At 59.9% G+C, this 23,281-nt stretch carries 28 protein-coding genes; all 28 read left to right on the top strand.

The genetic code is table 11. The annotated features are described in order from the left end of the window. The first annotated feature begins 1 nt into the window (after window position 1). A complete protein-coding gene (locus tag ACR0NT_RS03375; RefSeq protein WP_170670826.1) occupies window positions 2-1,930 on the top strand; it encodes an acetyl-CoA carboxylase biotin carboxylase subunit in 1,929 nt (642 codons plus the stop codon). Between the two features lie 72 nt (window positions 1,931-2,002). Beyond that, window positions 2,003-2,857 carry a hydroxymethylglutaryl-CoA lyase gene (locus tag ACR0NT_RS03370; protein WP_170670828.1) on the top strand — a complete coding sequence of 285 codons (855 nt, stop codon included), beginning with the start codon at window positions 2,003-2,005 and terminating at the stop codon, window positions 2,855-2,857. Between the two features lie 6 nt (window positions 2,858-2,863). Continuing rightward, on the top strand, window positions 2,864-3,652 hold the full coding sequence (locus ACR0NT_RS03365) for a crotonase/enoyl-CoA hydratase family protein (protein ID WP_170670830.1): 789 nt from the start codon (window positions 2,864-2,866) through the stop codon (window positions 3,650-3,652). Window positions 3,653-3,840: 188 nt separating this feature from the next. Next, complete coding sequence (locus ACR0NT_RS03360) at window positions 3,841-4,206, top strand: NADH-quinone oxidoreductase subunit A (protein ID WP_170325678.1); 366 nt, start codon at window positions 3,841-3,843, stop codon at window positions 4,204-4,206. Then, window positions 4,197-4,730, top strand: a complete 534-nt coding sequence (locus tag ACR0NT_RS03355; RefSeq protein WP_010442777.1) for a NuoB/complex I 20 kDa subunit family protein — start codon at window positions 4,197-4,199, stop codon at window positions 4,728-4,730. The genes ACR0NT_RS03360 and ACR0NT_RS03355 overlap by 10 nt, the downstream gene beginning before the upstream one ends. A gap of 11 nt (window positions 4,731-4,741) precedes the next feature. Then, on the top strand, window positions 4,742-5,347 hold the full coding sequence (locus tag ACR0NT_RS03350; protein ID WP_170441356.1) for an NADH-quinone oxidoreductase subunit C: 606 nt from the start codon (window positions 4,742-4,744) through the stop codon (window positions 5,345-5,347). Further along, the gene (locus tag ACR0NT_RS03345; RefSeq protein ID WP_170433422.1) at window positions 5,347-5,520 is read left to right on the top strand and encodes a hypothetical protein; all 174 of its coding nucleotides are present in this window, start codon (window positions 5,347-5,349) and stop codon (window positions 5,518-5,520) included. The genes ACR0NT_RS03350 and ACR0NT_RS03345 overlap by 1 nt, the downstream gene beginning before the upstream one ends. Window position 5,521: 1 nt before the next feature. After that, complete coding sequence (locus tag ACR0NT_RS03340; protein ID WP_480442603.1) at window positions 5,522-5,650, top strand: hypothetical protein; 129 nt, start codon at window positions 5,522-5,524, stop codon at window positions 5,648-5,650. Further along, a complete protein-coding gene (locus ACR0NT_RS03335; RefSeq protein ID WP_170670832.1) occupies window positions 5,650-6,873 on the top strand; it encodes an NADH-quinone oxidoreductase subunit D in 1,224 nt (407 codons plus the stop codon). The genes ACR0NT_RS03340 and ACR0NT_RS03335 overlap by 1 nt, the downstream gene beginning before the upstream one ends. Then, a complete protein-coding gene (locus ACR0NT_RS03330; RefSeq protein ID WP_170670834.1) occupies window positions 6,870-7,157 on the top strand; it encodes a hypothetical protein in 288 nt (95 codons plus the stop codon). The genes ACR0NT_RS03335 and ACR0NT_RS03330 overlap by 4 nt, the downstream gene beginning before the upstream one ends. After that, the gene (gene nuoE, locus ACR0NT_RS03325; protein WP_170670836.1) at window positions 7,157-8,275 is read left to right on the top strand and encodes an NADH-quinone oxidoreductase subunit NuoE; all 1,119 of its coding nucleotides are present in this window, start codon (window positions 7,157-7,159) and stop codon (window positions 8,273-8,275) included. The genes ACR0NT_RS03330 and nuoE overlap by 1 nt, the downstream gene beginning before the upstream one ends. 33 nt (window positions 8,276-8,308) lie before the next feature. Further along, window positions 8,309-8,530: a DUF5337 domain-containing protein gene (locus tag ACR0NT_RS03320; protein ID WP_170441366.1), complete on the top strand. Its 222-nt coding sequence runs from the start codon at window positions 8,309-8,311 to the stop codon at window positions 8,528-8,530. 9 nt (window positions 8,531-8,539) lie between these two features. After that, complete coding sequence (gene nuoF, locus ACR0NT_RS03315) at window positions 8,540-9,838, top strand: NADH-quinone oxidoreductase subunit NuoF (protein ID WP_170670838.1); 1,299 nt, start codon at window positions 8,540-8,542, stop codon at window positions 9,836-9,838. 5 nt (window positions 9,839-9,843) lie between these two features. After that, window positions 9,844-10,260, top strand: a complete 417-nt coding sequence (locus ACR0NT_RS03310; RefSeq protein WP_170670840.1) for an MAPEG family protein — start codon at window positions 9,844-9,846, stop codon at window positions 10,258-10,260. Then, window positions 10,260-10,655 (top strand): hypothetical protein, encoded by a 396-nt coding sequence (locus tag ACR0NT_RS03305; protein ID WP_480442601.1) that lies wholly within the window; start codon window positions 10,260-10,262, stop codon window positions 10,653-10,655. The genes ACR0NT_RS03310 and ACR0NT_RS03305 overlap by 1 nt, the downstream gene beginning before the upstream one ends. A gap of 98 nt (window positions 10,656-10,753) precedes the next feature. Continuing rightward, window positions 10,754-11,158: a DUF5333 domain-containing protein gene (locus ACR0NT_RS03300; protein ID WP_480442600.1), complete on the top strand. Its 405-nt coding sequence runs from the start codon at window positions 10,754-10,756 to the stop codon at window positions 11,156-11,158. Between the two features lie 3 nt (window positions 11,159-11,161). Continuing rightward, window positions 11,162-11,599, top strand: coding sequence for a DUF5333 family protein (locus ACR0NT_RS03295; RefSeq protein WP_170670850.1), 438 nt, complete (start codon window positions 11,162-11,164; stop codon window positions 11,597-11,599). 7 nt (window positions 11,600-11,606) lie between these two features. After that, window positions 11,607-13,628 (top strand): NADH-quinone oxidoreductase subunit NuoG, encoded by a 2,022-nt coding sequence (gene nuoG / locus ACR0NT_RS03290; RefSeq protein WP_170670852.1) that lies wholly within the window; start codon window positions 11,607-11,609, stop codon window positions 13,626-13,628. Between the two features lie 204 nt (window positions 13,629-13,832). Beyond that, a complete protein-coding gene (nuoH, locus tag ACR0NT_RS03285; protein WP_170441380.1) occupies window positions 13,833-14,870 on the top strand; it encodes an NADH-quinone oxidoreductase subunit NuoH in 1,038 nt (345 codons plus the stop codon). 2 nt (window positions 14,871-14,872) lie between these two features. Next, a complete protein-coding gene (gene nuoI / locus ACR0NT_RS03280) occupies window positions 14,873-15,367 on the top strand; it encodes an NADH-quinone oxidoreductase subunit NuoI (RefSeq protein WP_170400323.1) in 495 nt (164 codons plus the stop codon). Beyond that, window positions 15,364-15,774 (top strand): carboxymuconolactone decarboxylase family protein, encoded by a 411-nt coding sequence (locus ACR0NT_RS03275; RefSeq protein WP_170441383.1) that lies wholly within the window; start codon window positions 15,364-15,366, stop codon window positions 15,772-15,774. Before nuoI ends, ACR0NT_RS03275 begins: the two co-directional genes overlap by 4 nt. Beyond that, window positions 15,771-16,373 (top strand): NADH-quinone oxidoreductase subunit J, encoded by a 603-nt coding sequence (locus ACR0NT_RS03270; RefSeq protein ID WP_170441385.1) that lies wholly within the window; start codon window positions 15,771-15,773, stop codon window positions 16,371-16,373. Before ACR0NT_RS03275 ends, ACR0NT_RS03270 begins: the two co-directional genes overlap by 4 nt. Window positions 16,374-16,453: 80 nt before the next feature. Beyond that, window positions 16,454-16,981, top strand: a complete 528-nt coding sequence (locus ACR0NT_RS03265; RefSeq protein ID WP_170441388.1) for a hypothetical protein — start codon at window positions 16,454-16,456, stop codon at window positions 16,979-16,981. After that, window positions 16,978-17,283, top strand: a complete 306-nt coding sequence (gene nuoK / locus ACR0NT_RS03260) for an NADH-quinone oxidoreductase subunit NuoK (protein WP_005984024.1) — start codon at window positions 16,978-16,980, stop codon at window positions 17,281-17,283. Before ACR0NT_RS03265 ends, nuoK begins: the two co-directional genes overlap by 4 nt. 6 nt (window positions 17,284-17,289) lie before the next feature. Then, window positions 17,290-19,470 (top strand): NADH-quinone oxidoreductase subunit L, encoded by a 2,181-nt coding sequence (nuoL, locus tag ACR0NT_RS03255; protein ID WP_170441390.1) that lies wholly within the window; start codon window positions 17,290-17,292, stop codon window positions 19,468-19,470. Further along, entirely contained in the window at window positions 19,470-21,014 is a 1,545-nt protein-coding gene (locus tag ACR0NT_RS03250; RefSeq protein ID WP_170441394.1) for an NADH-quinone oxidoreductase subunit M, read from the top strand. Before nuoL ends, ACR0NT_RS03250 begins: the two co-directional genes overlap by 1 nt. A 15-nt stretch (window positions 21,015-21,029) precedes the next feature. Beyond that, window positions 21,030-22,472, top strand: a complete 1,443-nt coding sequence (gene nuoN / locus ACR0NT_RS03245; protein WP_170441396.1) for an NADH-quinone oxidoreductase subunit NuoN — start codon at window positions 21,030-21,032, stop codon at window positions 22,470-22,472. A 54-nt stretch (window positions 22,473-22,526) separates the two neighbouring features. After that, window positions 22,527-23,276 carry a biotin--[acetyl-CoA-carboxylase] ligase gene (locus ACR0NT_RS03240; RefSeq protein ID WP_170670854.1) on the top strand — a complete coding sequence of 250 codons (750 nt, stop codon included), beginning with the start codon at window positions 22,527-22,529 and terminating at the stop codon, window positions 23,274-23,276. Window positions 23,277-23,281: the final 5 nt, after the last annotated feature.

Genomic DNA, 23,281 nt, shown 5'->3' with positions numbered 1-23,281 from the left:
CATGTTTAATAAAATTCTGATTGCCAACCGGGGTGAGATCGCCTGCCGCGTGATGGAAACCGCCCAGAAAATGGGGGTGTCCTGCGTCGCGGTCTATTCGGACGCAGATGCCTCGGCCAAACATGTGCAGATGGCGGATGAGGCGGTGCAAATTGGTGGCGCCGCTCCGGCGGAGAGTTACCTGAAAGGTGATGTGATCATTCAGGCTGCCTTGGATACCGGCGCGCAGGCGATCCATCCGGGGTATGGGTTTCTCTCAGAGAACCCTGAATTTGTGGATGCGGTTGATGCTGCAGGGCTGGTCTTTATCGGCCCCTCGGCGGATGCGATCCGGAAGATGGGTCTGAAAGACGCCGCGAAAGTGCTGATGGAGCAAGCGGGCGTGCCCGCCGTTCCCGGTTATCACGGAGATAATCAAGACCCCGAGCATCTGGCCGGGGCAGCGGACACCATTGGCTATCCGGTGCTGATCAAGGCCGTGGCCGGTGGCGGTGGCAAGGGGATGCGGCTGGTCGAACGCCCCGAGGACTTTGCGTCGGCATTGGACAGCGCACGCGGCGAGGCGCGCACTGCCTTTGGCAATGACGCCGTGCTGGTCGAGAAATTCGTCGCCAAACCCCGCCATATCGAAGTGCAGGTGTTCGGAGACGGCACCCATGCCGTGCATCTGTTTGAACGCGACTGCTCACTGCAACGGCGGCACCAGAAAGTGATCGAAGAGGCTCCGGCCCCCGGCATGACGGCTGAGATGCGCGAGGCGATGGGGCAGGCGGGTGTCCGCGCCGCTGAGGCTATTGGCTACAAGGGCGCAGGGACGGTTGAGTTCATCGTCGATGCCTCGGACGGGCTGCGCCCGGATCGGTTCTGGTTCATGGAAATGAACACCCGCCTGCAGGTCGAACATCCGGTGACCGAGGCAATCACCGGAGTCGATCTGGTCGAATGGCAGTTGCGGGTCGCCTCGGGTGAGACACTGCCCAAGCAGCAGGACGACTTGTCCATCAATGGCCATGCCTTCGAAGCGCGGCTGTACGCCGAAGACGTGCCGAAAGGGTTCCTGCCCGCAACCGGCACCCTGACGCATCTGCAATTCCCCACCGCCTGTCGGGCCGACAGCGGCGTGCGTACGGGTGACACGATCAGCCCGTGGTATGACCCGATGATCGCAAAAGTCATCGTTCACGGCCCAACCCGCGCGGTCGCGTTGGAGCAACTTCATCGTGCCCTGCAGCAGACCGAAGTGGCCGGGACCGTGACCAATCTGGCCTTTCTGGGCGCGCTGACCCGGCATCAGGGATTTGCCGAGGGCGATGTGGATACTGGGTTGATCGGTCGGGACTTGCAAGCGTTAACGCAGGATGCACCGGCCACTGCAGCGACATGTGTAGCCGCTGCGATGACGGCGCTGGGGTTGGCCGAGACCTCTGATGAGACTGGATTTTCCCTGTGGGCACCGTTGCATCGTGCCGTGCAGTTGATGGCCGACGAGCTGATTGATCTGGATGTTCAGGTCGAAGGTCCAAACCGTCAGATATGGCAGGTGGATGAGGAAACCCTCATCGTGGAACGCAGCGGTGAGGGTTGGTCGATTGGCGGTGCGTCCATGCCGCGCGTGTCGGTGTCGGGATCACGGATCACCGTGTTTGAAAACTATGGGCGGGCTTTTGAAATCGTCGACCCGCTGGACCGTGACAGCAGCGCTGCTGGCGATACCAATGTGATTGAGGCCCCGATGCCCGGGTTGGTGAAAGCCGTGTTTGCCTCGGTCGGGCAGGCGGTGAAAGAAGGGGATCGGCTGGCCATTCTGGAGGCCATGAAGATGGAGCATTCGCTGCTGGCCGCTCGGGATGGGATCGTTGCCGAAGTGCTGGCCGAAGACGGTTCGCAGGTTGAGGCCGGAGCCGCCCTGGTCCGGTTGGAAGAGGAGTAGCCTGTTCCTGCGCCGCATCGCGTGGCACAGTCAGGTCAACATGTTGGAAACGAAACCGGGAGGAGCGCTGCAATGGATGAGCGGGTCGAGATTTTCGAGGTAGGTCCACGCGATGGTCTGCAAAACGAACAGCGTGAAATTCCTGTGGCCGATAAGGTGGCCTTGATCGACAGCCTCAGCCGCGCCGGGTTCAATCGGATCGAAGTGGCCAGTTTCGTCTCGCCCAAATGGGTGCCGCAGATGGCGGGCAGTGCCGATGTGCTGGCCGGTATCCAACGGGCGGACGGGGTGCGCTATGCCGCGCTGACGCCGAATATGCGTGGCTACGAGGACGCGTTGGCGGCCAAGGCGGATGAGATCGCGGTGTTTGCCTCGGCCTCCGAGGGATTCTCGAAAGCCAACATTAATGCCACGATTGCCGAGTCCATTGAACGGTTCACTCCGATCCTCGAGGCTGCGCGTCACATTGATCTGCCGGTGCGCGGGTATGTGTCGTGCGTGACCGACTGCCCCTATGACGGGCCAACCCCGCCCGAGAAGGTGGCCGAGGTCGCGGATCGGCTGTTCGCGCTGGGCTGTTATGAGGTCTCGTTGGGCGACACGATCGGGCAGGGGACGCCGGATACCATCGCGCATATGCTGCTGGCCGTGCGCGAGCGGGTGCCGGTCACCCGGTTGGCGGGCCATTTTCATGACACCAATGGACGCGCAATCGACAATATCGACGCCGCGCTGGCGCTGGGCGTTCGAACCTTCGACTCGGCAGTTGGTGGGTTGGGCGGGTGCCCCTATGCGCCGGGTGCGTCCGGCAACGTCGCGACCGAAGCCGTCGTCGCGCATCTGGAGCGGCTGGGATATCAGGCCGGGATTGATCAGGCTGCAGTCGAAGAGGCTGCCCAGATGGCCCGAGCAATGCGAGCGGAGTAAAGGGTGATGTTCGAAACGATCTCGGTCACGCAGGACGCGCGGGGGGTAGCGACTCTGACGCTCGACCGTCCGGAAAAGCACAACGCGATGTCGGCGCTGATGATTTCCGAGCTGACGCAGGCGGCGGCGCAGTTGGGGGCGGACGACACGGTACGGGTCGTGGTCCTGACCGGCGCAGGGAAAAGCTTTTGTGCCGGTGGGGATCTGGGTTGGATGCAGGACCAGATGGCCGCCGACCCCGAGACGCGCTTTGCCGAGGCGCGTAAGCTGGCCGAGATGCTGCAGGCGCTGAACACGATGCCCAAACCTCTGATCGGGGCGCTTCAGGGCAACGCTTTTGGTGGTGGCATCGGACTGGCTGCGGTTTGTGACGTGGCCGTGGGTGTGGACGGGACAAAGATGGCGTTGACCGAAACCCGGCTGGGCCTGATCCCGGCAACCATTGGCCCCTATGTCATCGCTCGCATGGGCGCGGCTCGGGCGCGGCGCGTGTTCATGTCGGCCCGGGTGTTCGACGCGGCTGAGGCCGTGGATCTTGGCCTTTTGGCCAAAATCGTTCCCGCCGCCGATCTTGGTGATGCCGTTGAGGCCGAAGTTCAGCCCTACCTGTCCTGCGCGCCGGGGGCCGTGGCCTCGGCCAAGGATCTTGTGCAAGCGCTGGGTCCACGCATCGACGACGACGTGATCGATCAGACGATCCGGTCGCTGGTCGAACGGTGGGAAACCGACGAGGCGCGCGAAGGCATCAGCGCCTTTTTCGACAAACGGAAACCTGCATGGAATACTCAGGTTTAGCGCCCCGTCAGTGCAAAAACGGATTCGCTTAAAGGCCGGGTTTTCCAATTGTGAGGGCAAGTGGAATATTAGGCCCCTGCGCGTTTCTGTTCGGTTGACCCTCTGACCCCACAGGGATAGAGAATGTCCAGTCAACACGCCAATTGACGGCGCGTCCCTGGGGGGTATGCGCAGGAAAGGAGCTATTCGTGGAAGACCTGCTGCGGGAGTACCTCCCGATTCTGGTGTTTCTGGCCGTTGCCGTGGGCCTTGGAATCGTACTGATTCTGGCCGCTGTGGTACTGGCCGTCCGCAATCCCGACCCCGAAAAGGTCAGCGCATATGAGTGCGGTTTCAACGCCTTCGACGATGCGCGGATGAAATTCGACGTCCGATTCTATCTGGTTTCGATTCTCTTCATCATCTTCGATCTGGAAATCGCCTTCCTGTTCCCGTGGGCCGTGGGCTTCAAGGACATCAGCGATGTGGGCTTCTGGTCCATGATGGTGTTCCTGGCGGTGCTGACCATCGGCTTTGCCTATGAATGGAAGAAAGGGGCCCTGGAATGGGAGTGATGACGGGTGCAAACACCGCTGGCGTCGATAAAGAAGTCGCCACCCAGGCCCTGAATGCCGAGCTGCAGGACAAAGGGTTTCTGCTGACCTCGACCGAGGACATCATCAACTGGGCGCGCACCGGCTCGCTGCACTGGATGACATTCGGTCTGGCCTGCTGCGCGGTTGAGATGATGCACACCTCGATGCCGCGTTATGATGCGGAACGGTTTGGTATCGCGCCGCGCGCCTCTCCGCGTCAGTCGGACGTGATGATCGTGGCCGGCACTCTGACAAACAAGATGGCCCCGGCGCTGCGCAAGGTCTATGACCAGATGCCCGAGCCGCGCTATGTGATCTCGATGGGATCCTGTGCGAATGGCGGTGGCTATTACCACTATTCTTATTCTGTCGTGCGCGGCTGTGACCGGGTTGTTCCGGTGGACATCTACGTACCCGGCTGCCCCCCGACGGCTGAGGCACTGCTGTACGGTCTGATGCAGCTGCAACGCAAAATCCGCCGCACCGGCACCATCGTACGCTGAGGAGAGGGCAGATGAGCGAAGCACTCAAGGAACTCGGCGCCCAGCTGGAACTGAAACGGGCTGATTGCGTTCTGTCCTGGGATGTGACCTATGGTGAGCTGAACGTCGATGTGGCTCCGTCGAATATCGTGGAGTTCGTGGAATTCCTGCGGTCCGACCAGAATTGCAAGTTCTCGACCCTGGTGGATATCACCGGTGTCGACTACCCCGAACGTGCCAAGCGGTTCGACGTGGTTTACCACTTCCTGTCGATGTACCAGAACCAGCGTATCCGCCTGCGGGTCTCGATCCGCGAGGAAGACATGGTGCCGTCGATCGTGGATGTTCACCCCTCGGCCAACTGGTTCGAGCGTGAGGTGTTCGACATGTTCGGCATCCTGTTCTCGGGTCACCCGGACCTGCGGCGTATCCTGACCGACTATGGTTTCCGCGGTCATCCGCTGCGCAAGGATTTCCCGACCACTGGTTACACCGAAGTGCGTTATGACGAGGCGCAGAAACGCGTGGTCTACGAACCGGTCAGCCTAGTGCAGGAATACCGGCAATTCGATTTCATGTCCCCATGGGAAGGCGCGAATTACATTCTGCCGGGGGATGAGAAACAGGAGAGTGAGTAATGGGTGGCATCTGGTGGTTGATCCTTTCGGCACTAACCATCATCCCGATGGTGAAGATTTTGCCGTTTTTCGGGATCAACAAATACTGGTGCCTTCTTTGTCTGATCCCTTTCGGCACGATTGCGTTGCTTTGGTGGGTTGGGCTGAAATTACAGGAACTGGAGCGCCGCTGAGATGATGCTGCTGGGGGAACTGATCGCGTTGGGTGCGTTGGGGGTCCTGCTGGCGGGGGCCGCAGTCAAGGCGGCCGAGGCGGAAAAGGTCCGGGTTCGGGCCGAAGCGAAGAAGAAACGAGGGCGTTGATGGACGGCTCAAGATACGATGACGGCAGCACGGACGCGCTGAGCGGAGAACAGAAGATCCGCAATTTCAACATCAACTTCGGCCCGCAACACCCTGCGGCGCACGGCGTTTTGCGTCTTGTGCTTGAGTTGGACGGCGAGATTGTCGAGCGTTGCGACCCGCATATCGGCCTGCTGCACCGTGGCACCGAAAAGCTGATGGAAAGCCGGACGTACCTGCAGAATCTTCCGTATTTCGACCGTCTGGATTACGTGGCGCCGATGAACCAGGAACATGCCTGGTGTCTGGCCATCGAAAAGCTGACCGGGGTCGAGGTGCCGCGCCGGGGCTCTCTGATCCGGGTTCTGTATTCCGAGATCGGCCGCATCCTGAACCACCTGCTGAACGTGACCACACAGGCGATGGACGTTGGCGCTCTGACCCCGCCGCTCTGGGGCTTTGAAGAACGCGAAAAGCTGATGGTGTTCTATGAGCGTGCCTGCGGTGCCCGCCTGCACGCCGCCTATTTCCGCCCCGGTGGTGTGCATCAGGACCTGCCGCCAGAACTGCTGGACGATATCGAGGCGTGGAGCCACGAGTTCCCCGCCGTTCTGGATGATATCGACGGCCTGCTGACCGAAAACCGCATCTTCAAACAGCGTAACGCCGATATTGGCATCGTGACCGAGGATGACATCCAGAAATACGGATTCTCGGGCGTGATGGTGCGCGGATCGGGTCTGGCCTGGGATTTGCGGCGCGCGCAGCCCTATGAATGCTATGACGAGTTCGACTTCCAGATCCCCGTTGGCAAGAACGGCGACTGCTACGACCGTTATCTGGTGCGGATGGAAGAGATGCGCCAATCGCTGCTGATCATCCGTCAGGCCATCGCCAAAATCCGCGAATGCCCCGGCGACGTTCTGGCCCGCGGTAAGATCACCCCGCCGAAACGCTCGGACATGAAAACCTCGATGGAAAGTCTGATCCATCACTTCAAGCTGTACACCGAAGGCTTCCACGTCCCCGCAGGCGAAGTTTACGCCGCCGTCGAGGCCCCCAAGGGCGAGTTCGGCGTCTATCTGGTCGCCGACGGCACCAACAAACCCTACCGCGCCAAACTACGCGCGCCGGGTTTCCTGCACCTGCAAGCCATGGACCACGTTGCCGGAGGGCACCAACTGGCCGACGTCGCCGCCATCATCGGCACCATGGACGTCGTGTTCGGGGAGATTGACAGGTGAGCGTCTCGAAAACCGTCGAATGCGCCGTGCATGGGCAGGCGCCCCGGGCCTATGCCTGCGGCCATCTGGTGTCCAGTTTGAATGACTGCGTAGTTAGAGGCATAAACTGGGTGAGGGATGGCGACGGCCACGTGAACGCTTGGTGTGATGCCTGCAATGACTTTCTCGACCAACACGGTGGAGAATGGAACGACCAAACTGAAGCCCATGCAGATATCAAGCTGATTTGCGAGAACTGCTTTGACCGGCTGCGCGAAACAAATCCGATTAGGGACTGGAACTAATGCTCCGCCGTCTTCACCCAGAACAACCCGAAAGCTTCGCGTTTACCGCTGCTAACCAGCAATGGGCCGAAGCGCAGATCACCAAGTATCCCGAAGGCCGTCAGGCCAGCGCGGTTATTCCGCTGCTGTGGCGGGCGCAAGAGCAGGAGGGCTGGCTGAGCCGTCCGGCGATTGAATCTGTCGCCGACATGCTGGGCATGGCTTATATCCGCGTGCTTGAGGTTGCGTCTTTCTACTTCATGTTCCAGCTGCAACCGGTTGGCTCGGTGGCGCATATTCAAGTTTGTGGCACGACCTCCTGCATGATCTGCGGGGCCGAGGACCTGATCGCGGTCTGCAAGGAAAAGATTGCGGCCAAGCCGCATGAGCTGTCCGCCGACGGCAAGCTGAGCTGGGAAGAGGTGGAATGCCTCGGGTCTTGCACCAATGCGCCGATGGCGCAGATCGGCAAGGACTATTACGAAGATCTGACCGCCGAAAGCTTTGGCAAGATCGTCGACGATCTGGCGGCGGGCAAGGTGCCGACCCCCGGTCCGCAGAACGGTCGCTATGCGGCGGAACCGTTGAAAGGCCTCAGCAGCCTGACCGAATATGAAGCGAGCAAGCCTCAGTACAATGCAAGCGTGGAACTGGCGACGGATCTGAGTGACACGGTCAAGCGCATCGACGGGACCGAGGTTCCGATCCTGACCCCTTGGCTGGGCAAGGATGGCAAGCAGGCCGGCGCCTCGGCGTCGGCGAAACCTCCGAAGGTGCCTGAAACGCCGAAGCCGGCCGTGAAACAGGCCGCGGAGGCGAAAGCCAAGCCTGAACCGGAAGGGGCCAAGGAAGACCAGCCCGAGACGCTGACCGAGGCGCGGGATGGCAAGGCGGATGACCTCAAGATGCTGAAAGGCGTCGGGCCAAAGCTGGAAGAGACGCTGAACGAGCTGGGTTTCTACCACTATGACCAGATCGCAGCCTGGACGCCCGAGCATGTGGCCTGGGTGGATGCGCGTCTGAAGTTCAAAGGCCGGATCGAACGCGATGGCTGGATTGAACAGGCGGCCAAGCTTGCGGCGGGTGAGGAAACCGAATTCGCCAAACGTGCCAAGGAAGACGGCACTTACGAAGACTAAACGACGGTGCCCATCCGGGGCGCCTTAGGTGAGATGGACAAGGACAAGGAACAGGCCATAGCCCGTAAGGGCCGACATATCGGCATAGTCATCGCGGTGACTATGGTGATCTGGCTTGCCATGAACATGTTCATCGGCCCCGCATTGGAACTGACGGCGCGACACGCGCTGCTGTTCGATCTCGCCGCTCTGGCAGGATTTATCTATGCGGGCGTCAACATATTTCAACTCTGGCGAATGCGTCAGGAGAGCTGAGGGTAAGCGATGCTGAAGGATCAGGACCGGATCTTTACCAACATCTACGGGATGCATGAACGCAGCTTGCGGGGAGCGCAGGCTCGCGGGCATTGGGACGGCACTGCTGGCCTGATCGGCAACGGGCGCGACTGGATCATTCAGACGATGAAGGACTCGGGCCTGCGTGGTCGTGGCGGTGCGGGGTTCCCGACCGGGCTGAAATGGTCGTTCATGCCCAAGGAAAGCGATGGGCGCCCGGCTTATCTGGTTGTGAACGCAGACGAATCCGAGCCCGGCACCTGTAAGGACCGCGAGATCATGCGCCATGATCCGCACACGCTGATCGAAGGGTGCCTGATCGCCTCTTTCGCGATGAATGCGCATACCTGCTATATCTACCTGCGCGGTGAGTACATCCGTGAGCGCGAGGCGCTGCAGGCCGCGATTGATGAGGCGTATGACGCCGGTCTGTTGGGCAAGAACGCCGCTGGCTCGGGCTGGGATTTCGACCTGTTCCTGCATCATGGGGCAGGCGCCTATATCTGCGGCGAAGAAACCGCCCTGATCGAAAGCCTTGAAGGCAAGAAGGGTATGCCGCGGATGAAGCCTCCGTTCCCGGCGGGTGCGGGGCTTTATGGTTGCCCGACCACGGTGAACAATGTGGAATCCATCGCCGTTGTGCCGACCATCCTGCGCCGGGGCGCGGATTGGTTCGCGGGCTTTGGCCGTCAGAACAACGCGGGCACCAAGCTGTTTGCGATCTCGGGTCACGTCAACAACCCCTGCGTCGTTGAAGAGGCGATGTCGATTTCCTTTGAAGAGCTGATCGAAACCCATTGCGGCGGCATTCGCGGCGGTTGGGACAATCTGCTGGCGGTGATCCCGGGTGGCTCGTCTGTTCCTTGTGTGCGCGGCGAGAACATGCGCGACGCGATCATGGATTTCGATTACCTGCGCAACGATCTGGGCTCGGGCCTGGGGACGGCGGCGGTGATCGTGATGGACAAGTCCACCGATATCATCAAGGCAATCTGGCGGCTGTCGAAGTTCTACAAACACGAAAGCTGCGGCCAGTGTACGCCTTGCCGGGAAGGCACCGGCTGGATGATGCGCGTCATGGATCGTTTGGTGCGTGGCGAGGCGGAACTGGAAGAGATCGACATGCTGTTCGACGTCACCAAACAGGTCGAAGGCCATACGATCTGCGCCCTTGGCGACGCGGCGGCCTGGCCGATCCAGGGTCTGATCCGCAATTTCCGCGAGGAAATCGAAGATCGTATCAAGGCGCAGAAATCGGGCCGCATGGGCGCGATGGCGGCGGAGTGAACCAGATGGACGTTTTCGCAGAATACGGTCATGCAGTCGCGTCGCTGGTGATATTCACCCTCGTTGTTCTGTTTCTTTCCCCGTTCTCGGCCTTGGCCAAGCAGGGCAAGGGGCTCGCCCCAGGGGCGACGCCCGAGCAGGACTATGCCGACAAGGCGTACCGCCTGAACCGCGCGTACCTGAACGGGACCGAGACGCTGCCTGCCTATCTGACGGTTACAATTGCAGCGATCCTGATGGGGGTCAGCCCGGTTTGGGTGAACCTGCTTGCCTCGGTCGCGCTGTTGGCGCGTCTGGCGATGCTGGTCGTGCATATGCGCGGAATCGGCAAACCTCACAGCGGCTTGCGATCGGTTCTTTATGTCGTCGGATGGGCCTGCATGTTCGTCATGGGTCTCATGGCGTTGGTGGCTGCGTTCTGATGGTGGGGCTGGAGGAACATCGGATGTTCGGACTAAGGCATCTCAAAAGTAACGGCATCATGCTGGGTATGGTTGCCGCGCTGACGTTTGTTTCAGCCTGCGGAGTCGTCACGCCTTCTGAAAATCAGGTCCGGTTCGATGGTCACGCATTCCGGGCCAAGGTAAAACCCGTCAACAAGAAAGTGTCACCGGCTGACTTTACGGTAGTGGTCAACGGCGTCTCTGCCTCGCTTGACGGCGCGCGCGAGGCCGGTCGGTTTGAAGGGACCAAGTTCTGTATCAAGAATTTCGGCTCTTCCAAAATCGCGTGGAAGGTTGGGCCGGATACCGAGCCGCAGAACCTGCGCATCAGTGATGACAAACTGACATTTGCAGGAACCTGCCAGCGACCATGACGCGTGTTTTTGCATATCAGGCCATGATGCGGCGGGTGTTATTGCATAGCGCCCCGATCGCCCTTCGTCTTGGGAAACCCAAGACGAAAGGAATTGTCATGTCTGGTATCAGAACGCTTGCATTGATCTCGGTGCTGACCCTGCCGACCCTTGCCGAAGCAAAACCGCCCTTGCGCGAAGTCAAAGAGATCGACAACGAACTCTACTACATCGCTATTGCAAACGAGATTTCAGAGTATTGCCCCTCGATCAGCGGGCGGCGACTGAAGGCGATTGGTGTGATGTGGGGGTTAAAATCCAAGGCCAACAGTCTGGGGTACTCGGACGATGAAATCCGGGCCTATGTGGATTCCGATGCCGAAAAGGACCGGATGCGCGCCAAGGGCGAGGCGTATCTGGCTCAGAACGGCGTCACGTATGAAAATCCGAATTCCTTCTGCACGTTGGGTCGGAAGGAAATCGAAAGAAACAGCGCCATTGGCGTGTACTTGAGGGCAAATTGACGGATGGGTATTGAAACTCTGAAAACTGGCGCAATCGGTGTCGGGTTGCTGTTGGCACTTAGTGCCTGTGCGACCACGACCGACAGCTCTTCCGTTTCCCGAGCCGAGTTTCGTGGCGAGCTGCCATCAGATGTTTACGACTTCGCTTTTGCGAATGCGATGGCGGATCAATTAGCAAGCGAATGTCGTTCTCTGACCCTCGACCGTTCGAAGGTTTACAAAACGAGCGAGGCGCTGGCCGAGAAATACGAGGCAGAAGGATACCGTGCGAGCGATTTTAAGTATCTCGCTCGAAACCTGCCGCGTAAGCGGGTTCAGGATGATGCAATCGCGTACATACAAAAACGCGGGATCGTAATTGGAGAGCCTGAGACTTTCTGCGCAGCCGGTCGGCTCGAAATTTCCAATGAAACCTCGATTGGCGCTTTTCTGAAAGGGTAACGTCACTATGTCTGACCTCCGCAAAGTGAATATCGACGGGCAGGAAATCGAAGTCGATGGTGCGATGACCCTGATCCAGGCCTGTGAAGAGGCCGGGGTCGAAGTGCCGCGTTTCTGCTATCACGAACGTCTGTCGATCGCCGGGAACTGCCGGATGTGTCTGGTTGAGGTCGTGGGCGGACCGCCGAAACCCGCTGCCTCGTGCGCCATGCAGGTGCGTGACTTGCGCCCGGGGCCGGAAGGTCAGCCGCCGGTGGTCAAGACGAACTCGCCCATGGTCAAGAAGGCCCGCGAAGGGGTGATGGAGTTTCTGCTGATCAATCACCCGCTGGATTGCCCGATTTGCGATCAGGGCGGCGAGTGCGACCTGCAGGATCAGGCGATGGCCTATGGTCTGTCGGGCTCGCGCTTCAAGGAAGCCAAGCGGGCGGTGGACGATCTGGATCTGGGGCCGCTGGTCGGAACCGCGATGACCCGTTGCATCAGCTGTACCCGTTGTGTGCGCTTTACCACCGAGGTCGCCGGGATCTCCCAGATGGGTCAGACCGGGCGGGGCGAGGATGCCGAGATCACCTCGTATCTGAACCAGACGCTCGATTCGAACATGCAGGGCAACATCATCGACCTGTGCCCGGTTGGCGCGCTGACCTCGAAGCCCTACGCCTTTACCGCGCGCCCGTGGGAACTGACCAAGACCGAGAGCATCGATGTGATGGATGCTCTGGGCTCGAACATCCGCGTGGATACCAAGGGCCGTGAAGTGATGCGCTTCCTGCCGCGGAACCATGACGGCGTGAACGAGGAATGGATCAGCGACAAGACCCGCTTTGTCTGGGACGGCCTGCGCCGTCAGCGACTGGACAAGCCTTACGTGCGCGAAAACGGCAAACTGCGCCCGGCTACGTGGCCCGAGGCGCTGACGAAGGCCGCCGAGGCGCTGAAAGGTGCCGAGAAACCAGCGGGGATCGTCGGTGATCTGGCCCCGGTCGAGGCGGTCTTTGCGCTGAAGCAGATGATCGAAGGGCAGGGCGGTGTTGTCGAATGCCGTACCGATGGCGCCAAGCTGCCTGCGGGCAATCGGGGTGCCTATGTCGGGACCGCAGCCATTGAGGACATCGACAGCGCCGAGCGCATTCTGCTGATCGGAACCAACCCGCGTGACGAGGCTCCGGTACTGAACGCCCGTATCCGCAAGGCTTGGGCGCATGGGGCCGAAGTGGCTCTGGTCGGTCCGGCGGTGGACCTGACTTATGAGTATCACCACATGGGTGACGACCGCGCGGCGCTTCAGAAAGTCGTCGACATGGGCGGCGATGATGCAATCAAGGGCAAGCGCTCGTTGGTCATCGTCGGGCAGGGCGCATTGCAAGAGGCGGACGGCGCTGCCGTTCTGGCCGCTGCGCAAGCCATTGCAACCAATACAGAAAGTGGTCTGATTGTCCTGCACACCGCCGCTTCGCGTGTCGGCGCAATGGATGTGGATGCCACCAACGAAGGCGGCATGGATGCGGTCAGTGCGGCCGATGTCATCTATAACCTCGGCGCGGATGAGGTCGAAATCGGTGACGGTGCCTTTGTGATCTATCAGGGCAGCCATGGTGACCGGGGCGCGCACCGCGCCGACGTGATCCTGCCGGGCGCGGCCTATACCGAGGAAAACGGCCTGTTCGCGAATACCGAAGGCCGCCCGCAACTGGCGATGCGCGCCGGGTTTGCACCGGGTGAGGCCAAGGAAAACTGGGCCATTCTGCGTGCCCTGTCAGCCGAGCTGGGTGCAACGCTGCCTTTCGACTCGCTGGCGCAACTGCGCACCGCGCTGATCGAAGCGGTTCCGCATCTGGCCCGTATCGACGAAGTGGCCGAGAACGAGGTTCAAGCGCTGGATGCAGGCCCTCTGGGCAAAGCAACCTTCCGTTTGGCGGTCAAGGATTTCTACCTGACCAACCCGATCGCACGGGCTTCGCAGTTGATGGCCGAGCTTTCGGCGCAGGCACAGGCCCGCAAATCCGAGAAGATCGCAGCGGAATGAACCAAACCTGTTTCATATCACATTCAAGCGCGACTGCCGGGTGGCAGTACGCCGCGCCTGATTTGTGTGTGAAACCCAAGATTAAGGGTGGCGCAATGGCGGCAGATGCTGTTTACACCAACGCGCCGACCCAGCCGCAGTTTGCGCAGGCACATGGCCTTTGCATCGCTCGCGGAAAACGGAATACCCACGGTGTGAGGACCAATGGCTGAATTCTTTAACACCCCAGGCGGAATAGCCATCATCATTCTGGCGCAAGTGCTTGCTGTTGTTGCGTTCGTGATGATCTCGCTGTTGTTCCTTGTCTATGGCGACCGCAAGATCTGGGCGGCTGTTCAGATGCGTCGCGGACCCAACGTGGTTGGCGTCTATGGCATTCTGCAATCGGTGGCCGACGCGCTGAAATACGTCGTGAAAGAGGTCGTGATCCCCGCCGGGGCAGATCGCGCCGTGTTCATTTTGGCCCCGATGACCAGCTTTGTTCTGTCGCTGATCGCCTGGGCGGTGATCCCGTTCAACGACGGCTGGGTTCTGTCAGACCTGAACGTGGCGATTCTGTATGTTTTTGCCGTGTCCTCGCTTGAGGTTTATGGCGTGATTATGGGCGGTTGGGCATCGAACTCGAAGTACCCGTTCCTTGGGTCTCTGCGGTCTGCGGCGCAGATGATCTCATACGAAGTGTCCATTGGTCTGATCATCATCGGTGTGATCATCTCGACTGGATCAATGAATTTTGGCTCGATCGTGGGCGCGCAGGATACCGGCTATGGCTTCTTTGGCTGGTACTGGCTGCCGCATTTCCCGATGGTCTTCCTGTTCTTCATCTCGGCGCTGGCCGAAACCAACCGGCCTCCCTTCGACCTGCCCGAGGCGGAATCGGAACTGGTGGCCGGGTATCAGGTGGAATACTCCGCCACGATGTTCCTGCTGTTCATGGCCGGCGAATATATCGCGATCTTCCTGATGTGCGCCCTGATTTCGCTGCTGTTCTTCGGCGGCTGGCTGTCCCCGATTCCGGGTCTGCCGGATGGGGTACTGTGGATGGTCGCCAAGATGGCGTTCTTCTTCTTCATCTTCTCGATGGTCAAGGCGATCACGCCCCGCTACCGCTATGACCAGCTGATGCGGCTGGGTTGGAAAGTGTTCCTGCCGTTCTCTTTGGCTTGGGTGGTGTTCGTGGCCTTTGCAGCGAAATTCGAATGGTTCTGGGGCATCTTCGCCCGGTGGAGCGTAGGAGGCTGATCATGACGCAAATCGACTATACCCGCGCCGCCAAGTACTTTCTTCTGCAGGACTTCTGGGTCGGCTTTAAACTGGGAATGAAGTACTTCTTCGCCCCCAAGGCCACCATCAACTATCCGCATGAAAAGGGCCCGCTGTCGCCGCGTTTCCGGGGCGAACATGCCCTGCGCCGGTATCCGAACGGTGAGGAACGCTGCATCGCCTGCAAACTGTGCGAGGCGGTTTGCCCTGCGCAGGCCATCACCATCGACGCCGAACCGCGCGAAGACGGCAGCCGCCGCACCACGCGTTATGACATCGACATGACCAAGTGCATCTATTGCGGTTTCTGCCAAGAGGCTTGCCCGGTCGATGCCATCGTCGAAGGCCCCAACTTCGAATTCGCCACCGAAACCCGCGAAGAGCTGTTCTACGACAAGCAGAAACTGCTGGATAACGGCGAACGCTGGGAAGCCGAGATTGCCCGTAATCTGGAAATGGACGCACCATACCGATGACTGACAGCCCGACAAATCCGTTCGAGCTGATGATGAAGCAGGCTCAGGACATGGCCAAGGCGATGAACCCGGCGATGGAAAGCTTCTCGCCCAAAGGGTTCGAGGCGCTGTGGCCGACCATGCCGAAAGAGGTCATGGAGATGATGTTCGGCAACACCGTCAACAAGGATGGGCTGGATGCCAAGACGCGCCTGTTGCTGACGCTGGCCGGGCTGACCTGTCAGGGTGCTCAGGCGGATGCAGCGGTGCGCCAGACCGTGCGTCATGCGCTGGAAGCTGGCGCCAAGAAACAAGAGATCGTGGAAACGATCGGTCAGATGTCGGTCTTTGCCGGCATCCCGGCCATGACCCGCGCGCTGGATCTGGCGCAAGAGGTCATGGGCGACAACGAGGATGAGGATCAATGACCGTCTTTGCCTTCTATCTGTTTGCCATCAGCGCCATCACCGGCGGGCTTTTCACGGTGATCAGCCGCCAGCCGGTGCACTCGGTACTGTGGCTGATTTTGGCGTTCCTGTCCTCGGCAGGGCTGTTCGTGTTGCTGGGGGCCGAGTTCGTGGCGATGCTGCTGATCATCGTCTATGTCGGTGCGGTCGCGGTTCTGTTCCTGTTTGTTGTGATGATGCTGGACGTGGATTTTGCCGAGCTCAAGGCCGAGATGGCGCGCTATATGCCGCTGGCCCTGCTGATCGGTCTGGTCATCCTGATGCAGTTCGTCATGGCCTTCGGCGCATGGGACAGCGCGCAGGGTGCGGCGGCCAATCTGGCGCAGCCGGTTCCGGCGGACCGCCACAACACCGAGGCGCTCGGCGTCATTCTTTATGATCAATACTTCCTTCTGTTCCAACTGGCGGGCCTGATCCTGCTGGTGGCCATGATCGGTGCCATCGTGCTGACCCTGCGCCATCGCAAAGACATCAAGCGTCAGGACATCGTCGGCCAGATGATGCGCGACCCGGCCAAAGCGATGGAGTTGAAGGACGTGAAACCGGGGCAGGGGTTGTGAGGTTATCTTTAACCACATTCTGGGCTGTACTGGTCGGGTGTGCTTTACTTAGCGCACAGGTATCTGAGGCCTGTTCGATCGTGGAACCTTCCAATGCCGAGAAACGGAAAGAGAACCGCCAAGCTCGAGCTTCAAGTGAACCTGTTGTAATTGGTCAACGCTGCGAAATGTCGAATGTTGGAATACGGGACCGCGTAAAGACTGGGGCGGCAATGGCTCTTGGCGGGTCACGTTTTTACCAAGTGATTGACCATGGCGAAGGCCAAGTCATCGACGTGATCGTCGGAGACTGCGCTTCGCGTGAAGTAATTCGCGTTTTCAGTTTTGAAGAATGGTCAATCGAGAAGTTGGACTCAGCGTGCAACTTAGTTGGACGAGAACCCGTTTCCTTGTTGGAGCCCAACGGCCCGTTTTCGCTCACAGAGGGCTCAACTATTGCTGAGTTGAAAACCCATTTGTCGGCGTATTCAGATCAGGTCACCATCGACGAAAACCTAGAACCACTATTGTTGGATGACCTCGGCAAAAAGGTACCCAAAAAGGATCGTTTTGATCCTCTTTGCGGCTGCAAACTCTACTACCCCGACTCGCCAGGAGCGAAGCTATGATCGGACTTGAACATTATCTTACGGTCGCGGCGACGCTGTTCGTCATCGGCATCTTCGGTCTCTTCCTGAACCGCAAGAACGTCATCATCCTGCTGATGAGCATCGAACTGATGCTGCTGGCGGTGAATATCAACCTTGTGGCGTTCTCCAGTTTCCTAGGCGATCTGGTCGGGCAGGTGTTCACGCTGTTCGTGCTGACCGTTGCGGCGGCCGAGGCGGCGATTGGTCTGGCCATTCTGGTCTGCTTCTTCCGCAACCGCGGCACCATCGCGGTTGAAGACGTCAACATGATGAAGGGGTAAGGGAACATGGAAACCACCATCCTCTTTGCCCCGCTGGTGGGCGCACTGATCTGCGGCTTTGGCTGGCGCTTCATTGGCGAGAAAGCCGCCATGTGGACCGCCACCGGCCTGCTGTTTCTGGCCTGTCTGCTGTCGTGGATCGTGTTCTTTACCTTTGACGGGGTGACGCAACAGATCGAGGTCATGCGTTGGATCGAGAGCGGCTCGCTGTCGACAAGCTGGGCCGTGCGGCTGGACCGGCTGACCGCGATCATGCTGATCGTGGTGACGACCGTCTCGTCGCTCGTGCACCTCTATTCCTTCGGCTACATGGATCACGATCCGCAGTGGCGTGAAGGCGAAAGCTACAAGCCGCGCTTCTTTGCCTATCTGTCCTTCTTCACCTTCGCCATGTTGATGCTGGTGACGGCGGATAACCTAGTGCAGATGTTCTTTGGCTGGGAAGGTGTGGGTGTCGCGTCCTACCTGCTGATCGGGTTCTACTATCGCAAGCCCTCGGCCAATGCGGCGGCGATGAAGGCGTTTATCGTCAACCGCGTCGGTGACTTTGGCTTTGCTTTGGGCATCTTTGCGCTGTTCTTCCTGACCGATAGCATCAACTTCTCGGACATCTTTGCGTCGGCGCCGGAGCTGGCGGAAACACAGCTGCACTTCCTGTGGGGTGAGTGGACCGCAATCGAGGTGATCTGTGTGCTGCTGTTCATCGGCGCGATGGGTAAATCGGCGCAGTTGATCCTGCACACATGGCTGCCGGACGCGATGGAAGGCCCGACGCCTGTGTCGGCGCTGATCCACGCCGCGACCATGGTGACCGCCGGTGTATTCTTGGTCTGCCGTATGTCGCCGCTGATGGAGTTCGCACCGGGTGCGACCGGTTTTATCACCGTGCTGGGTGCCTCGACCGCGTTCTTTGCCGCAACGGTGGGTCTGGTTCAAACCGACATCAAACGCGTCATCGCCTATTCGACCTGTTCGCAGCTGGGCTACATGTTCGTGGCGGCAGGTGTTGGCATGTATTCGGCCGCGATGTTCCACCTGTTCACGCACGCGTTCTTCAAGGCCCTGCTGTTCCTTGGCGCCGGTTCGGTGATCCACGCTATGCATCACGAGCAGGAGATGACCGAATACGGTGGTCTGCGGAAGAAAATTCCCTATACCTTCTGGGCGATGATGATCGGGACGCTGGCCATCACCGGTGTGGGTATTCCGCTGACGACCATCGGGTTCGCCGGGTTCCTGTCCAAGGATGCCATCATCGAGAGTGCCTATGCAGGCGGTTCGGCCTATGGCTTCTGGCTGTTGGTGGTCGCGGCTGCGTTCACTTCGTTCTACAGCTGGCGTCTGATCTTCCTGACCTTCTACGGTACGCCGCGAGGCGATCAGCATACGCATGATCACGCGCATGAAAGCCCGTTGAGCATGCTGGTGCCTTTGGGTGTGCTGTCTTTGGGTGCGGTCTTTGCCGGCATGATCTGGTACGGCAACTTCTTTGGTCACGCGGACAAGGTCGGCAAGTTCTATGGCATTCCGGTGGCCGAAGCGTCCGAGCACGCCGAAGCTGGCGATCACGGTCAGGCGGATGCGCATGCCGATACGTCTCATGCCGAGGACGACCACGCGTCGGATACTCATGCGGATGACGGCCACGAGGATGAGGCCGCGTATGGTGAGGCTGACCACGGCGACGAGGCTGCGCATGGTGGGGATCACCACTATGCCTTTGCGGGCAAGCCGGGCGAAGGTGCGCTTTATATCGGGCCGGAGAACCACATTCTGGACGACGCGCACGCGGCCCCAAAATGGGTCAAGGTTTCGCCCTTTGTTGCGATGGTGCTGGGTTTTGTCATGGCCTACTGGTTCTATATCGTGAACCCGTCGCTGCCGGGGCGTCTGGCTCAGAACCAGCGACCGCTGTACCTGTTCCTGCTGAACAAGTGGTACTTTGACGAAATCTACGATGCGATCTTCGTCAAACCCACCGTGGCGCTTGGCCGGTTCCTGTGGAAACGCGGCGATGGTAACACCATCGACGGCTTCCTGAACGGTGTCGCCATGGGCGTTGTTCCCTTCTTCACCCGCCTCGCAGGCAAGGCGCAGACGGGCTACATCTTTACTTACGCCTTCTGGATGGTTCTGGGCATTGCCGCCCTGGTCACCTGGATGTCGATCGGCGGAGGCGCACACTAATGGATAATATCCTCTCCATCGTCACCTTCATCCCCGCAGTGGCGGCAGGCATTCTGGCCCTGTTCCTGCATGGCGATGATGTGGCTGCGCAGCGCAATGCGAAATGGGTTGCGCTGGTGGCGACCACGGTGACCTTCCTGGTCTCGATCGGCATCTATACGGGCTTCGACCCCTCCAACACCGGCTTTCAGATGGTGGAAGAGGGTGAGTGGTTGCTGGGTTTGAAATACAAGATGGGTGTGGATGGCATCAGCGTTCTGTTCGTGCTGCTGACCACCTTCATCATGCCGCTGACGATTCTGGCCAGCTGGCAGGTCACCGATCGCGTCAAGGAATACATGATCGCCTTCCTGCTCTTGGAAACGCTGATGCTGGGCGTGTTCATGGCGCTGGATCTGGTGCTGTTCTACCTGTTCTTCGAGGCGGGCCTGATCCCGATGTTCCTGATCATCGGCATCTGGGGTGGCAAGGATCGCATCTACGCCAGCTTCAAGTTCTTCCTCTATACCTTCCTCGGCTCGGTGCTGATGCTGGTGGCGATGGTGGCGATGTATGCGGATGCAGGCACCACGGATATCGAGGCGTTGATGAGCCATCAGTTCTCGTCGGAAAGCTTCAGCGTTCTTGGCGTCTATGTCGTTGGCGGCATGCAGACACTGATGTTCTTGGCCTTCTTCGCCTCGTTCGCGGTGAAAATGCCGATGTGGCCGGTGCACACCTGGTTGCCAGACGCGCACGTGCAAGCGCCGACGGCGGGCTCGGTCGTGCTGGCGGCGATCCTGCTGAAGATGGGCGGCTATGGCTTCCTGCGGTTCAGCTTGCCGATGTTCCCTGTCGGCTCGGCGGTGATGACCGATCTGGTGCTTTGGATGTCGGCCATCGCCGTAGTCTACACCTCGCTGGTGGCGCTGGTGCAGGAGGATATGAAAAAGCTGATCGCCTATTCCTCGGTCGCGCATATGGGTTTTGTGACCATGGGCATCTTTGCGGCGAACCAGCAGGGTATCGACGGCGCGATCTTTCAGATGCTCAGCCACGGGTTTATCTCGGCGGCGCTGTTCCTGTGTGTCGGTGTGATCTATGACCGGATGCACACCCGCGACATCGACGCTTACGGAGGCCTGGTCATCCGCATGCCCGCCTATGCGCTGGTCTTCATGCTGTTCACCATGGCCAATGTCGGCCTGCCGGGCACTTCTGGCTTTATCGGTGAGTTCCTGACCCTGATGGGCGCGTTCCAGGTCAACACCTGGGTAACCGCAGTCGCGGCGACCGGTGTGATCTTCTCGGCGGCTTACGCGCTGTGGCTATACCGCCGCGTGGTCTTTGGCGACCTGATCAAGGAAAGCCTCAAGGCGATGACGGACATGAGCTCGCGCGAGCGGCTGATCTTTGCGCCGCTGATCGTGATGACGATCCTGCTGGGCGTTTACCCGTCGCTGGTGACCGATGTGATCGGCCACTCGACCGCCGCCCTGATTTCGAACTATGACACGGCACTGGCCGCGGCTGAGGCCGTGACCCAGTCGGCCGCATCGCATTAAGGAGGCTTTGGAGACATGATCCAGGCTGATCTGACAATAATCCTGCCAGAGATCGTTCTGGCCGTATATGCGATGGCCGCTCTGATCGGGGCTGTCTACACTGCGAAAGACGCGCTGGCGCCAGTTCTGGTTTGGTCAACGGCCGGCCTGATGGCGCTGCTGGCCATTTGGATTGCCACCAATGGCGATGGCGTCAACGTGGCCTTCAACGGCATGTTCATCGACGACGGGTTCTCGCGTTTTGCCAAGGTTGCGGTCCTGCTGTCCGCCGCCGCTGTTCTGGTGATGAGCCAGGATTACATGTCGCGCCGCGGGTTGCTGCGGTTCGAATACCCGCTGCTGGTGGCCTTGGCCGCTGTGGGCATGATGATGATGGTCAGCGCCGGCGACCTGATGTCCCTGTATATGGGGCTGGAGCTGCAGTCGCTTTCCCTTTACGTCGTGGCCGCCCTGCGCCGCGACAGCGCGAAGTCGACCGAAGCGGGTCTGAAGTATTTCGTGCTTGGCGCGCTCAGCTCGGGCCTGCTGCTGTATGGCGCGTCGCTGGTCTATGGCTTTACTGGAACCACCCTGTTCTCGGGCATCATCCAGACCGTTCATCACGGCGACATCTCGGTCGGCCTGCTGTTCGGCCTGATCTTCCTGATCTCGGGCCTGGCCTTCAAGGTCTCGGCCGTGCCGTTCCACATGTGGACACCGGACGTGTACGAAGGCTCGCCCACGCCGATCACCGCCTTCTTTGCCACCGCGCCGAAAGTGGCGGCGATGGCGCTGTTTGCCCGTCTGATGCACGACGCCTTTGGCGGCGTGGTCAAGGATTGGCAGCAGGTGATCGTGCTGCTGTCTGTCCTGTCGATGCTGCTGGGTGCAGTTGCCGCGATTGGGCAGCGTAACATCAAGCGGCTGATGGCGTTCTCGTCGATTGCCCATATGGGCTATGCGCTGATCGGTCTGGCGGCAGGTACGGAAATGGGCATCAAGGCGATGCTGATGTATCTGGCGATCTACGTGACCATGAATATCGGCACCTTTGCCTTCATTCTGATGATGGAGCGTGATGGCAAACCCGTCACTGATATCGATGCGCTGCGTCAGTATTCCAAGCGCGATCCCGGCAAGGCTCTGGCCGTGCTGATCCTGATGTTCAGCCTTGCGGGCGTGCCGCCGATGCTGGGTTTTTTCGCCAAGTTCGGCGTCTGGCAGGCGGGCATCAGTGCAGGGCTGACCGGGCTGGTCATCGTCTCGGCCATCGCGTCCGTGATCGGTGCGTTCTATTACCTGCGGATCGTGTTCTACATGTATTTCGGGGAAGAGAACGAAGATCCAATCGAAACACGGTCCACTCCAGTTCTGTGGGTGGCGCTTATGGGCTCAGCTGCGCTGATGCTGGTAGGTGTGTTCTATCAGTTCGGAATTGAAGGCGCGGCAGCGGCTGCGGCGGCAACGCTTGTCAACTGACGTGTCAGACATCCAATTGCAGGAGGCTCGGTCAACGGACCGGGCCTTTTTGCCATGACCGATTGGCCACAAGGATACGGCCTGCACATCGTGCAGGAGGTCGACAGCACCCTGAACGAGGCTGCCCGGCTTGCCCCAACGGCGCCGGGTCCGGTCTGGATCATGGCGCATCACCAGACCGCTGCACGCGGGCGGCGGGGCCGCACCTGGGCCAACCCCAAAGGCAATCTGGCAGCGACCTTGTTGATGCGCCCGCAGGGTAATCCGGAACAGGCTGCGTTGCGCAGCTTTGTGGCAGCGCTGGCTTTGTTCGACGCTTGTGTTGCGGTGACTGGCCGGGCGGCAGGGCTGTCATTGAAATGGCCCAATGACGTGCTGCTGAACGGCGGCAAGCTGGCGGGTATCCTGCTGGAAAGCACTGGACAGGGGCGTGAGCTGTCTCATCTGGCCATCGGCATCGGAGTGAACCTCTCTGAGGCGCCCCCGGCCTATGCCGTCGAACAAAGCGCCGTTCGTCCCGTCTCGTTGCTGTCAGAGACCGGTGCTGCTGTTATCCCTGAGGATTTTCTGACCGAACTGGCCTCGGCCTATGCGCGGTATGAAACCCAGTTCGCGACCTACGGGTTCGAACCGATCCGCACCGCCTGGCTGTCCCGCGCCGCCAAGTTGGGCGAGGTGATCACCGCACGCACCTCGACCTCGGAAACGGTGGGAACCTTTGAAACCGTGGACTCGAACGGCAACCTTGTCCTAAAGACCGCCAAGGGCCGCGTCAGCATTCCGGCGGCGGATGTGTTTTTCTGAAGGAG

It is taken from the genome of Ruegeria sp. AB10 (genome assembly GCF_056542745.1).
This window is presented reverse-complemented; position numbering and strand designations above follow the sequence as displayed.

What these genes read in the sequence shown, in the direction of transcription:
- ACR0NT_RS03250 (WP_170441394.1), top strand. Translation starts at nt 19,470, where the DNA reads ATGGATAATATCCTCTCCATCGTCACCTTCATCCCCGCAGTGGCGGCA.
- ACR0NT_RS03350 (WP_170441356.1), top strand. Translation starts at nt 4,742, where the DNA reads ATGAGCGAAGCACTCAAGGAACTCGGCGCCCAGCTGGAACTGAAACGG.
- ACR0NT_RS03300 (WP_480442600.1), top strand. Translation starts at nt 10,754, where the DNA reads ATGTCTGGTATCAGAACGCTTGCATTGATCTCGGTGCTGACCCTGCCG.
- ACR0NT_RS03310 (WP_170670840.1), top strand. Translation starts at nt 9,844, where the DNA reads ATGGACGTTTTCGCAGAATACGGTCATGCAGTCGCGTCGCTGGTGATA.
- ACR0NT_RS03295 (WP_170670850.1), top strand. Translation starts at nt 11,162, where the DNA reads ATGGGTATTGAAACTCTGAAAACTGGCGCAATCGGTGTCGGGTTGCTG.
- ACR0NT_RS03335 (WP_170670832.1), top strand. Translation starts at nt 5,650, where the DNA reads ATGGACGGCTCAAGATACGATGACGGCAGCACGGACGCGCTGAGCGGA.
- nuoI (WP_170400323.1), top strand. Translation starts at nt 14,873, where the DNA reads ATGACGCAAATCGACTATACCCGCGCCGCCAAGTACTTTCTTCTGCAG.
- ACR0NT_RS03305 (WP_480442601.1), top strand. Translation starts at nt 10,260, where the DNA reads ATGGTGGGGCTGGAGGAACATCGGATGTTCGGACTAAGGCATCTCAAA.
- nuoG (WP_170670852.1), top strand. Translation starts at nt 11,607, where the DNA reads ATGTCTGACCTCCGCAAAGTGAATATCGACGGGCAGGAAATCGAAGTC.
- nuoE (WP_170670836.1), top strand. Translation starts at nt 7,157, where the DNA reads ATGCTCCGCCGTCTTCACCCAGAACAACCCGAAAGCTTCGCGTTTACC.
- ACR0NT_RS03340 (WP_480442603.1), top strand. Translation starts at nt 5,522, where the DNA reads ATGATGCTGCTGGGGGAACTGATCGCGTTGGGTGCGTTGGGGGTCCTG.
- nuoF (WP_170670838.1), top strand. Translation starts at nt 8,540, where the DNA reads ATGCTGAAGGATCAGGACCGGATCTTTACCAACATCTACGGGATGCAT.
- nuoH (WP_170441380.1), top strand. Translation starts at nt 13,833, where the DNA reads ATGGCTGAATTCTTTAACACCCCAGGCGGAATAGCCATCATCATTCTG.
- nuoN (WP_170441396.1), top strand. Translation starts at nt 21,030, where the DNA reads ATGATCCAGGCTGATCTGACAATAATCCTGCCAGAGATCGTTCTGGCC.
- ACR0NT_RS03355 (WP_010442777.1), top strand. Translation starts at nt 4,197, where the DNA reads ATGGGAGTGATGACGGGTGCAAACACCGCTGGCGTCGATAAAGAAGTC.
- ACR0NT_RS03370 (WP_170670828.1), top strand. Translation starts at nt 2,003, where the DNA reads ATGGATGAGCGGGTCGAGATTTTCGAGGTAGGTCCACGCGATGGTCTG.
- nuoK (WP_005984024.1), top strand. Translation starts at nt 16,978, where the DNA reads ATGATCGGACTTGAACATTATCTTACGGTCGCGGCGACGCTGTTCGTC.
- ACR0NT_RS03375 (WP_170670826.1), top strand. Translation starts at nt 2, where the DNA reads ATGTTTAATAAAATTCTGATTGCCAACCGGGGTGAGATCGCCTGCCGC.
- ACR0NT_RS03320 (WP_170441366.1), top strand. Translation starts at nt 8,309, where the DNA reads ATGGACAAGGACAAGGAACAGGCCATAGCCCGTAAGGGCCGACATATC.
- ACR0NT_RS03365 (WP_170670830.1), top strand. Translation starts at nt 2,864, where the DNA reads ATGTTCGAAACGATCTCGGTCACGCAGGACGCGCGGGGGGTAGCGACT.
- ACR0NT_RS03270 (WP_170441385.1), top strand. Translation starts at nt 15,771, where the DNA reads ATGACCGTCTTTGCCTTCTATCTGTTTGCCATCAGCGCCATCACCGGC.
- nuoL (WP_170441390.1), top strand. Translation starts at nt 17,290, where the DNA reads ATGGAAACCACCATCCTCTTTGCCCCGCTGGTGGGCGCACTGATCTGC.
- ACR0NT_RS03275 (WP_170441383.1), top strand. Translation starts at nt 15,364, where the DNA reads ATGACTGACAGCCCGACAAATCCGTTCGAGCTGATGATGAAGCAGGCT.
- ACR0NT_RS03345 (WP_170433422.1), top strand. Translation starts at nt 5,347, where the DNA reads ATGGGTGGCATCTGGTGGTTGATCCTTTCGGCACTAACCATCATCCCG.
- ACR0NT_RS03240 (WP_170670854.1), top strand. Translation starts at nt 22,527, where the DNA reads ATGACCGATTGGCCACAAGGATACGGCCTGCACATCGTGCAGGAGGTC.